Annotated in this window: 15 protein-coding genes and 1 tRNA gene; 3 read left to right on the plus strand and 13 right to left on the minus strand. The window is 42.3% G+C overall.

Features of this window, described 5'->3' with window-relative positions; all coding sequences use genetic code 11:
* Window positions 1-64: 64 nt before the first annotated feature.
* The 7 genes from DXA60_RS05740 to DXA60_RS05770 all read right to left on the minus strand — a co-directional run bounded on the left by DXA60_RS05740 (window position 65) and on the right by DXA60_RS05770 (window position 6,830).
* The gene (locus DXA60_RS05740) at window positions 65-856 is read right to left on the minus strand and encodes a type III pantothenate kinase (RefSeq protein WP_117920277.1); all 792 of its coding nucleotides are present in this window, start codon (window positions 854-856) and stop codon (window positions 65-67) included.
* A gap of 21 nt (window positions 857-877) precedes the next feature.
* Window positions 878-1,219, minus strand: coding sequence for a DUF6145 family protein (locus tag DXA60_RS05745; protein ID WP_117920280.1), 342 nt, complete (start codon window positions 1,217-1,219; stop codon window positions 878-880).
* Window positions 1,212-2,189 carry a biotin--[acetyl-CoA-carboxylase] ligase gene (locus DXA60_RS05750; RefSeq protein ID WP_117920314.1) on the minus strand — a complete coding sequence of 326 codons (978 nt, stop codon included), beginning with the start codon at window positions 2,187-2,189 and terminating at the stop codon, window positions 1,212-1,214. The genes DXA60_RS05745 and DXA60_RS05750 overlap by 8 nt, the downstream gene beginning before the upstream one ends.
* Before the next feature lie 28 nt (window positions 2,190-2,217).
* The gene (gene argF / locus DXA60_RS05755) at window positions 2,218-3,222 is read right to left on the minus strand and encodes an ornithine carbamoyltransferase (protein ID WP_117920282.1); all 1,005 of its coding nucleotides are present in this window, start codon (window positions 3,220-3,222) and stop codon (window positions 2,218-2,220) included.
* Between the two features lie 99 nt (window positions 3,223-3,321).
* The gene (locus tag DXA60_RS05760) at window positions 3,322-4,254 is read right to left on the minus strand and encodes an SPFH domain-containing protein (RefSeq protein ID WP_006855342.1); all 933 of its coding nucleotides are present in this window, start codon (window positions 4,252-4,254) and stop codon (window positions 3,322-3,324) included.
* Between the two features lie 100 nt (window positions 4,255-4,354).
* On the minus strand, window positions 4,355-5,389 hold the full coding sequence (locus DXA60_RS05765) for a lysylphosphatidylglycerol synthase transmembrane domain-containing protein (RefSeq protein ID WP_330418384.1): 1,035 nt from the start codon (window positions 5,387-5,389) through the stop codon (window positions 4,355-4,357).
* A gap of 43 nt (window positions 5,390-5,432) precedes the next feature.
* Window positions 5,433-6,830 (minus strand): radical SAM protein, encoded by a 1,398-nt coding sequence (locus DXA60_RS05770; protein WP_117920285.1) that lies wholly within the window; start codon window positions 6,828-6,830, stop codon window positions 5,433-5,435.
* A gap of 335 nt (window positions 6,831-7,165) precedes the next feature.
* On the opposite strand from DXA60_RS05770, the gene DXA60_RS05775 reads away from it, so the two are divergent.
* Window positions 7,166-8,134, plus strand: coding sequence for a zinc dependent phospholipase C family protein (locus tag DXA60_RS05775; protein WP_199536192.1), 969 nt, complete (start codon window positions 7,166-7,168; stop codon window positions 8,132-8,134).
* 147 nt (window positions 8,135-8,281) lie between these two features.
* Here the strand turns inward: DXA60_RS05775 and DXA60_RS05780 are convergent, their stop codons facing one another.
* From DXA60_RS05780 to DXA60_RS05790, 3 genes are all read right to left on the minus strand, one after another.
* Complete coding sequence (locus DXA60_RS05780) at window positions 8,282-9,226, minus strand: D-2-hydroxyacid dehydrogenase (RefSeq protein WP_186900071.1); 945 nt, start codon at window positions 9,224-9,226, stop codon at window positions 8,282-8,284.
* Between the two features lie 17 nt (window positions 9,227-9,243).
* Window positions 9,244-10,095, minus strand: coding sequence for a patatin-like phospholipase family protein (locus tag DXA60_RS05785; RefSeq protein WP_117920291.1), 852 nt, complete (start codon window positions 10,093-10,095; stop codon window positions 9,244-9,246).
* Between the two features lie 66 nt (window positions 10,096-10,161).
* A complete protein-coding gene (locus DXA60_RS05790) occupies window positions 10,162-10,635 on the minus strand; it encodes an NfeD family protein (protein WP_117920293.1) in 474 nt (157 codons plus the stop codon).
* 136 nt (window positions 10,636-10,771) lie between these two features.
* Between DXA60_RS05790 and DXA60_RS05795 the strand changes: the two genes are divergently transcribed.
* Entirely contained in the window at window positions 10,772-11,491 is a 720-nt protein-coding gene (locus tag DXA60_RS05795) for a hypothetical protein (RefSeq protein ID WP_243006773.1), read from the plus strand.
* A gap of 9 nt (window positions 11,492-11,500) precedes the next feature.
* Here the strand turns inward: DXA60_RS05795 and DXA60_RS05800 are convergent, their stop codons facing one another.
* Window positions 11,501-12,604 carry a S66 family peptidase gene (locus DXA60_RS05800; protein WP_117920297.1) on the minus strand — a complete coding sequence of 368 codons (1,104 nt, stop codon included), beginning with the start codon at window positions 12,602-12,604 and terminating at the stop codon, window positions 11,501-11,503.
* A gap of 107 nt (window positions 12,605-12,711) precedes the next feature.
* Between DXA60_RS05800 and DXA60_RS05805 the strand changes: the two genes are divergently transcribed.
* Window positions 12,712-12,782: transfer RNA gene (locus DXA60_RS05805), tRNA-Gly, on the plus strand.
* Between the two features lie 247 nt (window positions 12,783-13,029).
* Here DXA60_RS05805 and DXA60_RS05810 read toward each other — a convergent pair.
* Together DXA60_RS05810 and DXA60_RS19120 are read right to left on the minus strand one after the other, a co-directional pair.
* Complete coding sequence (locus DXA60_RS05810) at window positions 13,030-13,251, minus strand: hypothetical protein (protein ID WP_117920299.1); 222 nt, start codon at window positions 13,249-13,251, stop codon at window positions 13,030-13,032.
* Window positions 13,241-13,540 (minus strand): hypothetical protein (locus DXA60_RS19120; RefSeq protein WP_243006774.1); only part of this gene is annotated, 300 nt, incomplete at its 5' end. The genes DXA60_RS05810 and DXA60_RS19120, both read right to left, overlap by 11 nt.

The raw sequence follows: 13,540 nt of genomic DNA on the forward strand, positions 1-13,540 counted from the left end.
TTCCTAAATAATTTACTCTCTCATATCCAATTCAGGTATCCTGAATCTCCCGATCAAATATCTCTTATTTCCTGATCTTACCGGATTTACGATTCTGTTTCTTATAAATAAGGTTCATTCCTTTTAAAGTCAGGTTCGGATCGTATACATCGATCACATCTGTCTCATTTGCAATGATACGTCCAAGACCGCCGGTTGCGACCACCTTGACCTCTCCCATGTCAGCCTCTCTGATCATATTTTTTACAATATATTCTGTCTGTCCGATCTGTCCATATACCAGTCCTGCCTGCATACTTGAGATCGTTTCTTTTGCAAGAATGCTCTCCGGTTTGCGGATCTCGATCTCCGGCAGTTTTGCCGCATCTTCCCACAACGCTTTTGCAGAAATGCGGATTCCCGGTGCAGTTACCCCGAAAACAAATGCTCCGTTTTTATCGACCAGATCATAAGTAGTGGCAGTGCCAAAATCAAGTACCAGTACCGGTCCGCCATACAGCTCATATGCTGCTGCCGCATCCACGATACGGTCTGCACCGATCTGCCGCGGATTCTCGGTTACCACGCGGATTCCTGTTTTGGTACCCGGCTCCACAATGATCGGATTGATACCAAAATATTTGATGATCGCACCCTCTAAGGAATGCATAACATTTGGAACAACAGAAGCTATGATTGCATCCTCGATGTCATCATGTCTGATCTTATTCTGCTCTAACAGATTTGACAAAAGCATTCCATACTCGTCCGATGTACGCGGCATCTTCGTCGTGATACGAAAACTTGCCATTACCTCATCCCCACGGAATACACCTACTGTGATATTTGTATTTCCTACGTCAATCGTGATTACCATCGTATTTTCCTACCTTTTTCTTTACATTTCTGATTCGTCCACACCAATATATAACACTTTATAATACATCTCTAAAGCGCGAAGCAGTTCTTCTTTTGTGCGCTGCAGCTCACGTATTTTTAATCCACAGCCGATCTCATCATATAAAAGATCGTTCTCATCACTGGAAGTACGGAACTCCAGATTGCCATCCTCATCAAAGACGACCTGAAAAATACCACCGATATCTTCCGTAAAAAGAACACACATGATCTTTAATTCATCTTTGATCGAATCCGGAAGTCCCTTGAAATCCTGATTCAGATAAAATTTTTTATTGTAAGCGCTCGCTCCGCAGAGCACCACTTCTTCTCTCTCAGACATATCCGTATACTCCTCTCACGGAAACTTCGCCGGAGGATACCAGTTTTCTGCCTTCCCAAGTATCCACGATCAGTTCGCCATGCGGCGTGATTCCCATTGCTTTCGCCTCATAAGGCTCTTTTGGATCTAACACTCTGACCTGTTTTTGCATATTGATCAGGTGCGCATTGTATTCTTTTACCAGGCCGCTTAAATCTTCCGTCTCTAAGAATATCTCATAATATCGTTCGAACTGCTCTAATACTGCCTCGATCAGTTCTGCGCGGTTCACACGTAAACCGGTCTCCATCAGGATCGAGGTTGCTATCTGTTCAATCTCTTTTGGAAATGATTGATTCTGGACATTGATACCGATTCCAATGACAACATGATTAATGTAATCTAACTGTGCACTCATCTCCGTTAAGATTCCGCAGACTTTTCTGCCGTTCATCACAATGTCATTCGGCCACTTAATACCTGCGTCTACGCCTGTTTTCTCCGATATCGCTTTCGATACCGCAAGTGCTGCGATCAGTGTCAGCATGGAAGCACGGTCAGGGGCAAAATCCGGTTTGAGCACCAGCGTCATAAATATTCCGACTCCTGCCGGAGATTCAAATCCTCTTCCACGGCGGCCGCGTCCGGCTTCCTGCTTCTCCGCAACGACCAGTGTACCGGTCGGATGACCTTCCTCTGCAAGCTGTTTTGCCTTTGTATTGGTAGAATCTATCGTATCAAAATAAAAGATCTCACGTCCTGCCCATTTTGTTTTCCGGATGCTTTCCAATTCTGCCTTATTCAGACAATCCGGTGTCGACACGATCTTGTATCCTTTATTCTGCACTGCCTCGATCACATATCCAGCCTCTTTTAACTGCTTCACCGCTTTCCAGATTGCAGTGCGCGATACTCCAAAGTGCTCACACAGTTCCTGACCGGAAATATAATCATCGGCTTCCTTTAATGCCGCTAGTAGCTGTGTCCTCATCTGTTTCCTCCATTTTTGTCTGATACACTTATTTTTCACACTGTTCTCCACCAAGTGTTGCAAACATGACTGCTTTGATCGTATGCATACGGTTTTCTGCCTCATCAAATACGACAGACTGTTTACTCTCAAATACTTCATCCGTTACTTCTAATTCACTGTAACCAAACTTCTCATAAACTTCTTTGCCGATCTTGGTCTTTAAGTCATGGAATGCAGGCAGACAGTGCATGAAAATGGCATCCGGTTTTGCATTTGCCATAGCTTTCGCATTTACCTGATATGGCATCAGATCATGAAGACGTTCCTCCCAGATCTCATCCGGTTCACCCATGGATACCCATACATCCGTATAAATAACATCTGCGTCTTTTGTGCCCTCTTTGACATCTTCTGTCAGTGTAATGGTTGCTCCTGTCTCTTTTGCAACACCTTCACAGTACTCTACCAGTTTTGCATCCGGGAAATACTTTTTGCTTGTGCATGCAACAAAATCCATACCAAGTTTTGCACAGGTCACCATCAGGGAATTACCCATATTATAGCGGGCATCACCCATGTAAACCAGTCTCACACCTTTTAATCTGCCAAGATGCTCACGGATCGTCAGCATATCGGCAAGCATCTGAGTCGGATGAAATTCATTGGTCAGACCATTCCATACCGGCACACCGGCATATTCTGCCAGCTCTTCCACGATATCCTGTCCATATCCACGATATTCAATACCATCAAACATACGTCCCAACACACGAGCGGTATCCGGAATGCTCTCTTTTTTGCCGATCTGGGAACCCGAAGAATCTAAGTAAGTTACATGCATGCCAAGATCATGGGCTGCCACCTCAAAAGAACAACGTGTCCTGGTGCTTGTCTTTTCAAAAATAAGTGCGATATTTTTTCCTGTCAGACAATCATGCGCAATACCCTGTTTTTTCTTTGCTTTCAGATCCGCTGCAAGGTCGATCATATATGTAATCTCTTCTGGTGTAAAGTCCATTAATTTTAAAAAATTACGTCCTTTTAAATTCATGCCTTTCTATCTCCTTTACATGGCTGTGTATATTATCTTTTTATGCCACAACGGATGGTACAACATGCGCACCATCCGTTCTGATAAACTTTTTTGATTTTATTTATGATCTGCTGCAATTTCCGTAACGGATTTTGCAAGACCTGCGATTCCCTGGATCTCAGATGGAATAATGATCTTGGTTGCTTTTCCATCTGCTGCTTTTGCAAATGCCTCTAAGCTCTTTAACTGGATCACATTCTGATCCGGTGCAGCTTCTTTGATCATGCGAAGTCCGTCTGCATTTGCCTGCTGGATCTTTAAAATAGCTTCTGCCTGACCTTCTGCCTCGCGTATCGTTGCCTCTTTCTTTGCCTCTGCGCGTAAGATCGCTGCCTGTTTTTCAGCCTCCGCATCAAGGATTGCAGATTCTTTCTTTCCTTCTGCAACAAGGACGGTTGACTTTTTCTCACCTTCCGCACGAAGGATCGCTTCACGTCGCTCACGCTCTGCCTTCATCTGTTTCTCCATCGCATCCTGGATCGCTGCAGGCGGGATGATATTCTTTAACTCAACACGGTTGACTTTGATTCCCCATGGATCAGTCGCAACATCTAAAGAAGATCTCATCTTCGTGTTGATTGTCTCTCTCGATGTCAGTGTCTCATCAAGTTCAAGATCACCAATGATGTTACGCAGTGTGGTTGCTGTCAGATTCTCAATCGCCATGATTGGATTTTCGACTCCATATGCATAAAGCTTCGGGTCTGTGATCTGGAAATATACGACAGTATCGATCTGCATCGTTACATTATCTTTTGTGATAACCGGCTGCGGCGGGAAATCTACCACCTGCTCTTTTAACACAACTCTCTTTGCCACACGGTCGATAAACGGTGCTTTGAAATGAATACCTACAGACCATGTTGCAAGATAACCTCCCAGACGTTCTACCACGCATGCAGTTGCCTGCGGAACGATCTTAACACAGGATACTGCGATCAGCAGTGCTACGATAATTAAAATAATAAGTGCTACAATTACTCCTGGCATACGAAACTCCTCCCTAAATTCAATTTTAAATACAGTATACTATCTGTTTTGTGCCTTTATTCATATTACTATATTTACTTTGAGATTACAACTAATCTTTTCAGATGAGATCTTCAGAAGCTCTCTTCCTGCGGATATGCCTTACAATCACAACAACTGTACCCACTAAAAATGGAAATACAAATGTGCCAAAACGGTACAGAAGTGACGCTGATCCCGCCATACCTGTCCCGACGATCCCTGCAAACAGGCTGGTAAAAACAAATTCTGTCGATCCGATTCCTGCCGGTGATGGAATCACTGCCGCAAGCATGACAGACAGTGACGTGATCGCAAGCACCTGCGCCAGAGTCAGTGCAGGATTTTCCTGAAACCGGACACCTTTAAAAAGAAGATACGGTATTCCGTACCAGAAACAGCATTTCAACAGGCAAAGAAAGATCACCTCTGTGGTAACTTTTTTGTTTTTCATCAGATGGTTCGAAGCATCCTCAAGCATCATGCACTGCCTTTTGATCTCTTCTGCCATTATTTCAAATTTTCCATGAAATTTCTGATTTGCGAAGTCAAGCAGCCGGCAGATCAGATGATGAAACCGGTTCGAACAGCAGAATAAAAACAACCCAAGTGTGATCACCAGTGTAAGCACATATCCGGCAGCTAAAAGTCCCGCATAATCACCAAACCAGTTTCTCATAAATTCCCAGTTCATCACAAAAAAGATTGCAGAAAACAATGCAATGCTTATTTTGTGGAGCGCATACTGTATCATATACAGTCCAAATCCCCCGCCATATTCAATTCCATGCTCACCCAGATAAATGATCGCTGCAACTCCGGAACCGCTTCCTAACGTTGCCACCCGGTAAAAAGAACAAAGGAACGCATTCGTAATACCATTTTTATATGCAAAAGACGACCGATACTGCTTTGCGAGCACGGTCGTGATAATGCCTTCTATGATCTGATATACCGCTGCCATCAGACAAATGCCAATGACAACGGCTGGTGATGTTTTCGTAAGCTGTTCTAAAATCGGTCCTGCCGAATCACGGAAAGTATACACGATAATACCAATGACTGCCAGAACCAGTCCCCATTTTAAAAGCTGCTTTTGTATTTTATTGATAACAATCGCCCCTTATTATTGCTGCTCACACTGCAACTGTGAACAAAACTTATTTCTTTTTGAAATTGGTGTAGCCTTTTTGTTTGTATGGATGCTCCTTCCAGAGTCTGTCTGCAGTCTCTTTCCATTCACATGCATATGCCTCACATTTTCCACATAAATGTTCTACCGGCTCTGCCTCCTCAACATCTGTGGAGTGTGCACCTGTTTCATGTACCATACGCTGTAAGATCTCAGGATTCTCAAGCATCGGGCATGGACGAAGCATATTCTCATTGAACGGCTGGTTATCTCTGTATGCCATGAATAACGGCTGTTTTAAGCACTCTAACAGTGATTTCTCACGGATATTTGCACCGGAGTAATGAATAAATACACAAGGCTCCACGTCACCCTTCGGGTTGATGTGGCAGTAGTTTCTTCCTCCTGCGATACATCCGCCTACGAACTCTCCATCATTCTGAAAGTCCATAACAAAGATCTCTTTACCACCTTCCATCGCACGAACCTCACGGATTCTGTGATAGATGTATTCACGCTGTTCTTTGGTCGGCATCAGATCCGGAGCTGCCTTCATACCTACCGGCATCAGATGGAAATACCATGCGAAACGGCTTCCATGCTCGATCAAAAGATCAAAGAACTCGTCAGATGTAACAGCATCCATGTTTTTGCTAGTATAGCATACACTGTTTCCGAAAATCAATCCGTTCTCATGTAAAAGATCCATTGCATGAAGAACTTTATCATATACACCCTCTCCACGGCGGAAATCGTTCGCATCCTCAAATCCCTCAAGGCTGATGGATAAGGAAAGGTTGCCGACACGTTTCATATCATCGCAGAGTTTCTGATCTACGAGCGTACCGTTTGTATAGCAGTGGAATGCACAATCATTGTGTTTCTCACAAAGTTTGATGATATCGGCTTTACGAACCAGCGGCTCTCCACCGGTCATCATGTAAAAATAAATACCAAGTTCTTTTCCCTGTGTTACGATGCTGTCAAGTTCATCAAAGGAAAGATTTAATTTATTACCGTACTCAGCTGCCCAGCATCCGGTACAGTGAAGGTTACATGCACTTGTCGGATCCATTAAGATCAGCCATGGAATATTGCAGCCATGAACCTCTCTCATTTTACGGATAGTCTTTGTTCCATAAAATGCAGCCTGAAATCCAAGGTTTAATGCCGTCATCTTCGCAACATGCGGATCTGTCTCATCTAACAGACGGTTTACATAACGCATCCATTTGTGATCCGGATTCTGGATCATTTTTCTTACACCATCATAAGCCTCTTTACGAAAGTTATCTCCCATAAATTTCTCTGTAAGATCTACGATCTGTAATAATCCTTTCTCACGATCCTTGTTCAAACTTTTCAGTGCAGCATCGATTGCGACGCTGAATGCTTTTCTCTCTACTGTCAGTGCTAAATTTGCCATAACTCCGACCTCCGTTATTTTTTTCACATTCTTTTACTAGAAGCAAGTATAAAAAAAATACACTCTTTTTTAAATATGCAATGACTTTTCAATGTAGCCATCTAATATACAAATTTGCAATTTTGTCTATTTTCCGACTACATCAGACAATATTTGCATAGCATTGATACTACATTACATAGTATTAATAACTACGTAACATTATATTATTTTAAATGAATTTGTCAATCAACGATTATTACTTTTTTCTTAAATCTTTCCGGCTATGCTTAACAGTTCTTTCCAAACTGGTTATAATAACGGTGGTTTATTTCATGGAAAGGAGATTTTTGATCATGCCTGGATATGTTACCCATTATATATTCGGAAGAGAGGTTTATCATAACCTGAAAAATAATTCTTTAAAAAAGAATCTTTATTATAATCGTGCTGCTTATGGTCTTGGACTTCAGGGACCTGATATTTTCTTTTATTACCTTCCTTCTTATGTACTGGAAGGTCATAATATTGGTGCACTTGCCCATGTCCGCGAAACCGGTGCTTTTTTCCAGGGTCTGATTGAAAGTCGCAGCCGGTTTTCGTCCTGCACAGATCTTAATATCGCAGAAGCCTACCTGATGGGTTTTCTCGGACACTATACCTTAGATACGATATGTCATCCATATATTTATGCTATGACGCATTTTAAAGATAAAAAGGAAAAAGCATATTTTTCAAGGCATGCCTATCTGGAAACGGATATTGATACTGCACTGCTCGACATGAAACTGCACCGTCAGCCATGTAATTTCCATCCGGAGGACACGATCCGGCTGACACACCGCCAGAAGTATGTTATTGCAAGTATGCTCTATTACGCTTACCGTTATGCTTTCCCGGATGTCGAATTCCGCAAATACACCATGTATCTTGCCATTTTTTCCATGCAGTTTGGTCTGTGGCTCATGCACGACGACTCCGGTAAGAAAAAAGCCATTGTCCGGCTGACCGAACGGATCTGTCTCGGATATCCTTTATTTTCACCGCTGATTCCAAGTGACACTTTATTTTTCCGCACAGATCCATTCAATCTGAGACATGCGAAATGGACAAACCCATGGGACTCTTCCCTTATTTCCCATGAGAGCTTCTTTGATTTATATAACCGATCCAAAAAACTGTATCTGTCCCGCATCCTCTCACTGCACACTGCACTTCATGCCGGTGCCGATTCAGCAAAGCAGGATGCCGTCATACAGAAATTCTTAGAAGGATATGGAAATCTTTCTTTCCACAGCGGATTAAGTTCAACGATTCCAAGCTGAATGCCAGAAGTAGTGACCGTGCAATTTTCCAGTTCAATTTTTAAAAGTCTTTCGGAGCTGACAAAATCTTTGAATAAAAATACCGCGCAGATCTGCGCGGTATTTTTATTCATGACGACTGATGGTTCACAAATCGTACCTTTTCTTTTATTTATTATCTTCACCGAAGAAATCACGGATCTGACCTTCAATGATCTTCATCAGTCTGGTACGTGCCTCAAGGCTTGCCCATGCAATATGAGGTGTGATGATCAGGCGGTTACTGTCTTTGATCCGTTTTAATGGATTTTCTGCACTCATCGGCTCTACGGTAAGCACGTCAAGTCCTGCTCCTGCGATCGTTTTATTTTCCAGTGCATCTGCTAGATCTTTCTCAACCACGATCGGTCCCCTTCCAAGATTTAAGAAGATGGCAGATGGTTTCATTTTTGAAAATGCCGCTGCATTCATTAATTCCTCTGTCTGTTCCGTCAGCGGTGCATGTACCGATATAATATCTGATTTTGCAAGCAGTTCCTCAAACTCTACACGCTCATACCCCGGCTGGTTATTCTTTCCGGTCGTGGAATAATAGATCACATGACAGCCAAACATTTTTGCAATATCAGCAACTCTGCGTCCGATCGCGCCAAGTCCGATGATTCCCCAGGTCTTGCCATTCAAGTCATGGAATACGTTGTCAAAATGAGTAAATGTGATATCTCCGGCATATTTTTCTGATTTGACATAATCATCATAGTATCTTAATTTTTCCCAGAGATAAAATAACAGGGCAAATGTGTGCTGCGCTACAGTTTCCGTGGAATATCCGGCAACATTTCTCCATGCAATGCCATGTTCATCCAGATATGTCTTATCCAGATTGTTTGTTCCGGTTGCGGTGACACAGACCAGTTTTAAATGTTCTGCCTCACCGATCGACGCCTCATTGATCTGCACTTTATTCACAATTACCACATCCGCATCTTTTGTGCGCTCTCTTGCCTCCTCGGCTGTGGAAAATCCATATTTTACAACAGTTCCAAGTCTGTCATATCCAGAGAGATCAATGTCTTCCCCGATCGTCTTTGCGTCCAGAAATACAATGTTCATCTTTTTTCTCCTTTGCATTATTTATTCAGATAGGCGTAAAGGGAGTCTGTCTGTTCCGTAGCAATACGGTATCCTTCATCATAAAGTCTGCGTAACTTTACGGTATCTGTCTCCGTCCTGCCGACTCCATAAGTCGATTCCGGAGCGATCACAAATACTTTTCCCTCTTTTTCCAGCTGCATCAGTTTCTCCATGGAGGCGTTATAACGCTCCGCACGCAGTTTCATATCTTCCACAATTTTCGGATAACGCTGATACAGACGGTTCATGACTCCCGCAGCTTTTTCTTTTTTCTTTACATATCCGCGTTCTCTCGTAAGAACCACAACGATTTTCTCACATCCTTTTTCTAAGGCATGCTCATACGGAATGGACTCTGCAAGTCCACCGTCTAAATAATAATGTCTGCCGAGTTTTACCGGCTGGAACAGGATCGGCAGTGAACAGGTCGCAACCAGAAGATCTCTCATATCTTTTCCACGCGGCACTTCCATATATTCTGCTTTGCCTGTATGAATATTTGTGACTGCTGCCTCAATCTCTCCCGGAAAACGTGCCAGCGCATCATAATCAAAAGGAAGCAGTTCATTTGGTACTTCCTCAAATACAAATTTTGTATTGTAATACGCATGTTCCTTGCGGTTTAACAGATGGCGCATTCCCATATAGCGCTTATCTGCCATATATTTTTCCATCAGTTCAAGATTGCGCCCTTTCTGCCCTGAAAGATATGACAATCCATACGCCATTCCTGCGGAAACACCGATATAATAATCCGGCATAATATCTTCTTCTAAAAATTTATCCATTACTCCGCAGGAAAAAACGGTGCGGTTTGCACCACCTTCAAATACCATTCCAAGCTTCATTTCTGTCTCCATTCTATGTCCCAGGCAACAGGTCTTTATCATCCTGTCCATTTTCTATTTCTATGTTTATAATTCCTCTTTTTTTTCACTTTTCTGCATTTTAGGCATCTCATTACTCTCCGTCACATAGAGAGTGACACCTTTGATTTCTTTTACCGTAACGATCTCTCCCGGTTCAAAGATTTTGTCATCATCCACCGAACGGGCAGTCCATTCCAGTCCATTCATAACAGCCGTTCCGGTTCCTTTTACATTATTGATCTGTTCCGTAACACAGACATTTTTCCCGACTGCCTCCTCATAATTTGTCCTGACCAGATGCGGTTTCAAATATTTCAGTGCCCATGGTCTTGTAAAATAAAGTAGTACAAATGATACCACTGCAAATACGATGATCTGTCCCACAATCCCCATTCCAAATGCTGCACAGATTAATCCTGCAAGGCTTCCTCCTGCCAGCCAGATTGAAGTCAGTCCAACGGTAGCGATCTCTAATACCACAAAAAATACGATCAATGCCAGCCAAACCATTATCTCCATAATTTTCTTCCTCCTGTCATAAAATTTCTGCTGTTTCTATAGTAGTATATCGCAAATAATTTTTCAATGCCACGGTTAATTATCTACGCTTTTCGACCGAAACATATATCAGATGATTTTTAAGGAGGGCTGTCCTATGTCCAATACCGCTTATGTCGGAGCCGGAACAACACTTGGTACGTCTTATTATATGCGCCGTTTTTATGCTTCAAATGCTGATGCACGTACCACTACTTCACGCAGCAACCTGTCCAACTCCACACTGACAGGTGCCGATGCACATGCACTGCGCCGTGCAGTACGTTCCCTTGGCTCATTTACATATGATGACGATAACGCTGCAAATATAAGAAACAATGTTTCCGCATTTATCAGCACTTATAATAATATGCTTAATTCTTCCGGTAATTCAGACGACCGTACCATCAAAAACACACAGAAAAGTCTGAAAAATATTACCGCTGAATACGCTGACCAGCTCGATAAGATCGGTATTACCGTAAAAGATAACGGAACACTTGAATCCCGCAGCTCCCTTTTTGGCTCTGCCGATATTTCAAAGTTTGAATCTCTGTTTTCCTCAGATTCCGAATATATGCAGCGTGTTAATTCCTATGCCAGACGCCTTGAAAGCAGAAGCAATATCCTGACACAGATTGAATACAATGATGCACTTGCAAAGCGCAATGCCAGAAATCAGGCATCCTCTTCTGTTTCCACAGATAACACCAGCTCCGCAGATACCGGTACGACTGCCACAAATGCTCTGAATATTGCATCTGTCACATCGGTAACTGCTGATCTGAATACATTACTGAACACAGGCATAGGCAAAAATGTAAATGTCATATTATAACGATTCTTTTTATTTCCACGTCATATTTACATTTAACTGATTTCCAATGATGCTGACATCTGCATAACTGCCGCAGACAAGCGGCATCATTGGTGGAATATGTCCGATATCTGCATCCATAATGACCGGTACCTGATATTCCGCAAGCAGATCTGTAACTGCATGATACTGGTCTAATCCCATCATTTCCTGTCCAAATACCGCCGGTCTTCCGATCAGAAATCCCTTTACATGCGAAAACCATCCGGCATGTTTCATCTGCCAGACCGCTCTGCGGATAGACATCACGTTCAGATCACAGGATTCCAAAAACCAGATGATCCCATCATCCTGATATTTCTCTGTAAATTCCTTTACCTTATCAAATTCTGTTCCGAGCAGATTGACCAGACAGTCCATACAGCCACCAAGCAGTCTTCCCTGCATGTTTATCTTCTTCTGCAGATTTTCTGCAGGATGCACCTCGATTTTTGATTTGCCGCCCGTCTGTGCAGCATTATGTTCCAAATTCTGTTCCTGTGGCAGATATACCATAAGTCTCTTCTCTTCTGTCACATTATACGCTTCAAGCGGATGCTCCTCGTCTTTTTTGCTGTCTTTTTCCCACAATGCGTAACCATGTACACTGTTTTGCTGTCCGCGCAGAAGATGATAAGCATCCCACAGATTTTCATGCCATGGCTCCATGCCAAAAGCTGCCGCACACGGTCCGTACACCGATGCAGTATCACACAATGTCGTAAGCAGGAATGTCATATTGGTATTGTCTGAAAATCCCATATACCACTTTGGTTTTGCCTTCCTGATCTTGTCAAAATCAACCTTATCTAAAATCTCACACATCAGCTCTCCACCGCCGCAGGAGATTAAAATATCATTTTTATCACTGCAGTAATATTCGGTCAACTCCGCCCCGCATGCCTCCGGGGTATTGCTGATACCGATTCCATCTGATGCATAACAGTTTGGTCCAAGATCTGATTTATGCCCCATTTCGGCAAATTTTTTCTGCGCATTCAAGAATGCTGTATAATACGGCTCTATGCTGCATCCAAAAGACGGTGCCACAAAGCCAATCGTTCCGTTTTCCGGTAAAAATTCTGGATATTTCATATTGTTATCGTATCCTCCAATTTCTTTTTTCTCAGTTTACACCGCCGAAAAAACGGTTGCAATCTTTTTTCGTTTTGCTATAATAATTAGTAGTTATTTCATTATGGGCAGACATAGTACATCGGTAGTATATCAGCTTCCCAAGCTGAGGAGGCGGGTTCGATTCCCGTTGTCTGCTTACTCAAAGAAACCCAGTAAAGTCAGTAATGCATTGATTTTACTGGGTTTTCATATGTTTAAAATTTTCTTATTTAGAAAAAAATTTACCTCAAAAAGTATACTTTTTACGTCAAAGTATTCCACAATGTATTCCACAAAATGTTATCCATCTTTCGCAAGTAGCACATATTATTAAAAACAGCATGGATTTTATGGATAAGCCGCTATTCCATCATTGATAACCGCGTGGATAATGTATGGAAAAATCATGGAAAAAGATAAGAATCTTTCCCACTATTTTCCCACAACATTTTCCACCCGGTTACCAACGATTCCATAAACAGCCACTTACCCACAAACTCCACCCTGCGGTTAAGGTCTGCTAGTGTCCTCTTATTTTGTTTTATTTTATAAAATAACATTTTAACACTAAAAAAAGACTCCACCCCAGCATTACACCGGAATGAAGTCTTTTTTCTATCTTTCATCTTCTTTTTCTCTCATTGCAATCTCAATGATCGCCAAATCTCTCTTTGCAGCTTTCATATCTTCAACACCATCACATACAGGTATCAATATTGCCAGTGTCAGCGCCGCCGCCAAAATAACAGACAATAAAAAACAAATGTTCATTTCTTTTATGCCATCATACCCGGAAGTTACAGTGTACTGATATGAAATTCTTATAAAAGCAAAAAATTCTCTCCAGATACCCATTACGATTCCAAGTAAAACAATCATCAGCAGCACTTCACAAACATTCTTTTTATGTTCACA

Source organism: Roseburia sp. OF03-24 (assembly GCF_003463035.1).
GTDB lineage: Bacteria > Bacillota > Clostridia > Lachnospirales > Lachnospiraceae > Roseburia > Roseburia rectibacter.

Excerpts from the sequence above, each read along its gene's own strand:
- DXA60_RS05740 (WP_117920277.1), bottom strand. The coding sequence starts at position 856 with ATGGTAATCACGATTGACGTAGGAAATACAAATATCACAGTAGGTGTA.
- DXA60_RS05745 (WP_117920280.1), bottom strand. The coding sequence starts at position 1,219 with ATGTCTGAGAGAGAAGAAGTGGTGCTCTGCGGAGCGAGCGCTTACAAT.
- DXA60_RS05750 (WP_117920314.1), bottom strand. The coding sequence starts at position 2,189 with ATGAGGACACAGCTACTAGCGGCATTAAAGGAAGCCGATGATTATATT.
- argF (WP_117920282.1), bottom strand. The coding sequence starts at position 3,222 with ATGAATTTAAAAGGACGTAATTTTTTAAAATTAATGGACTTTACACCA.
- DXA60_RS05760 (WP_006855342.1), bottom strand. The coding sequence starts at position 4,254 with ATGCCAGGAGTAATTGTAGCACTTATTATTTTAATTATCGTAGCACTG.
- DXA60_RS05770 (WP_117920285.1), bottom strand. The coding sequence starts at position 6,830 with ATGGCAAATTTAGCACTGACAGTAGAGAGAAAAGCATTCAGCGTCGCA.
- DXA60_RS05775 (WP_199536192.1), top strand. The coding sequence starts at position 7,166 with ATGCCTGGATATGTTACCCATTATATATTCGGAAGAGAGGTTTATCAT.
- DXA60_RS05780 (WP_186900071.1), bottom strand. The coding sequence starts at position 9,226 with ATGAACATTGTATTTCTGGACGCAAAGACGATCGGGGAAGACATTGAT.
- DXA60_RS05785 (WP_117920291.1), bottom strand. The coding sequence starts at position 10,095 with ATGAAGCTTGGAATGGTATTTGAAGGTGGTGCAAACCGCACCGTTTTT.
- DXA60_RS05790 (WP_117920293.1), bottom strand. The coding sequence starts at position 10,635 with ATGGAGATAATGGTTTGGCTGGCATTGATCGTATTTTTTGTGGTATTA.
- DXA60_RS05795 (WP_243006773.1), top strand. The coding sequence starts at position 10,772 with ATGTCCAATACCGCTTATGTCGGAGCCGGAACAACACTTGGTACGTCT.
- DXA60_RS05800 (WP_117920297.1), bottom strand. The coding sequence starts at position 12,604 with ATGAAATATCCAGAATTTTTACCGGAAAACGGAACGATTGGCTTTGTG.
- DXA60_RS05810 (WP_117920299.1), bottom strand. The coding sequence starts at position 13,251 with ATGAAAGATAGAAAAAAGACTTCATTCCGGTGTAATGCTGGGGTGGAG.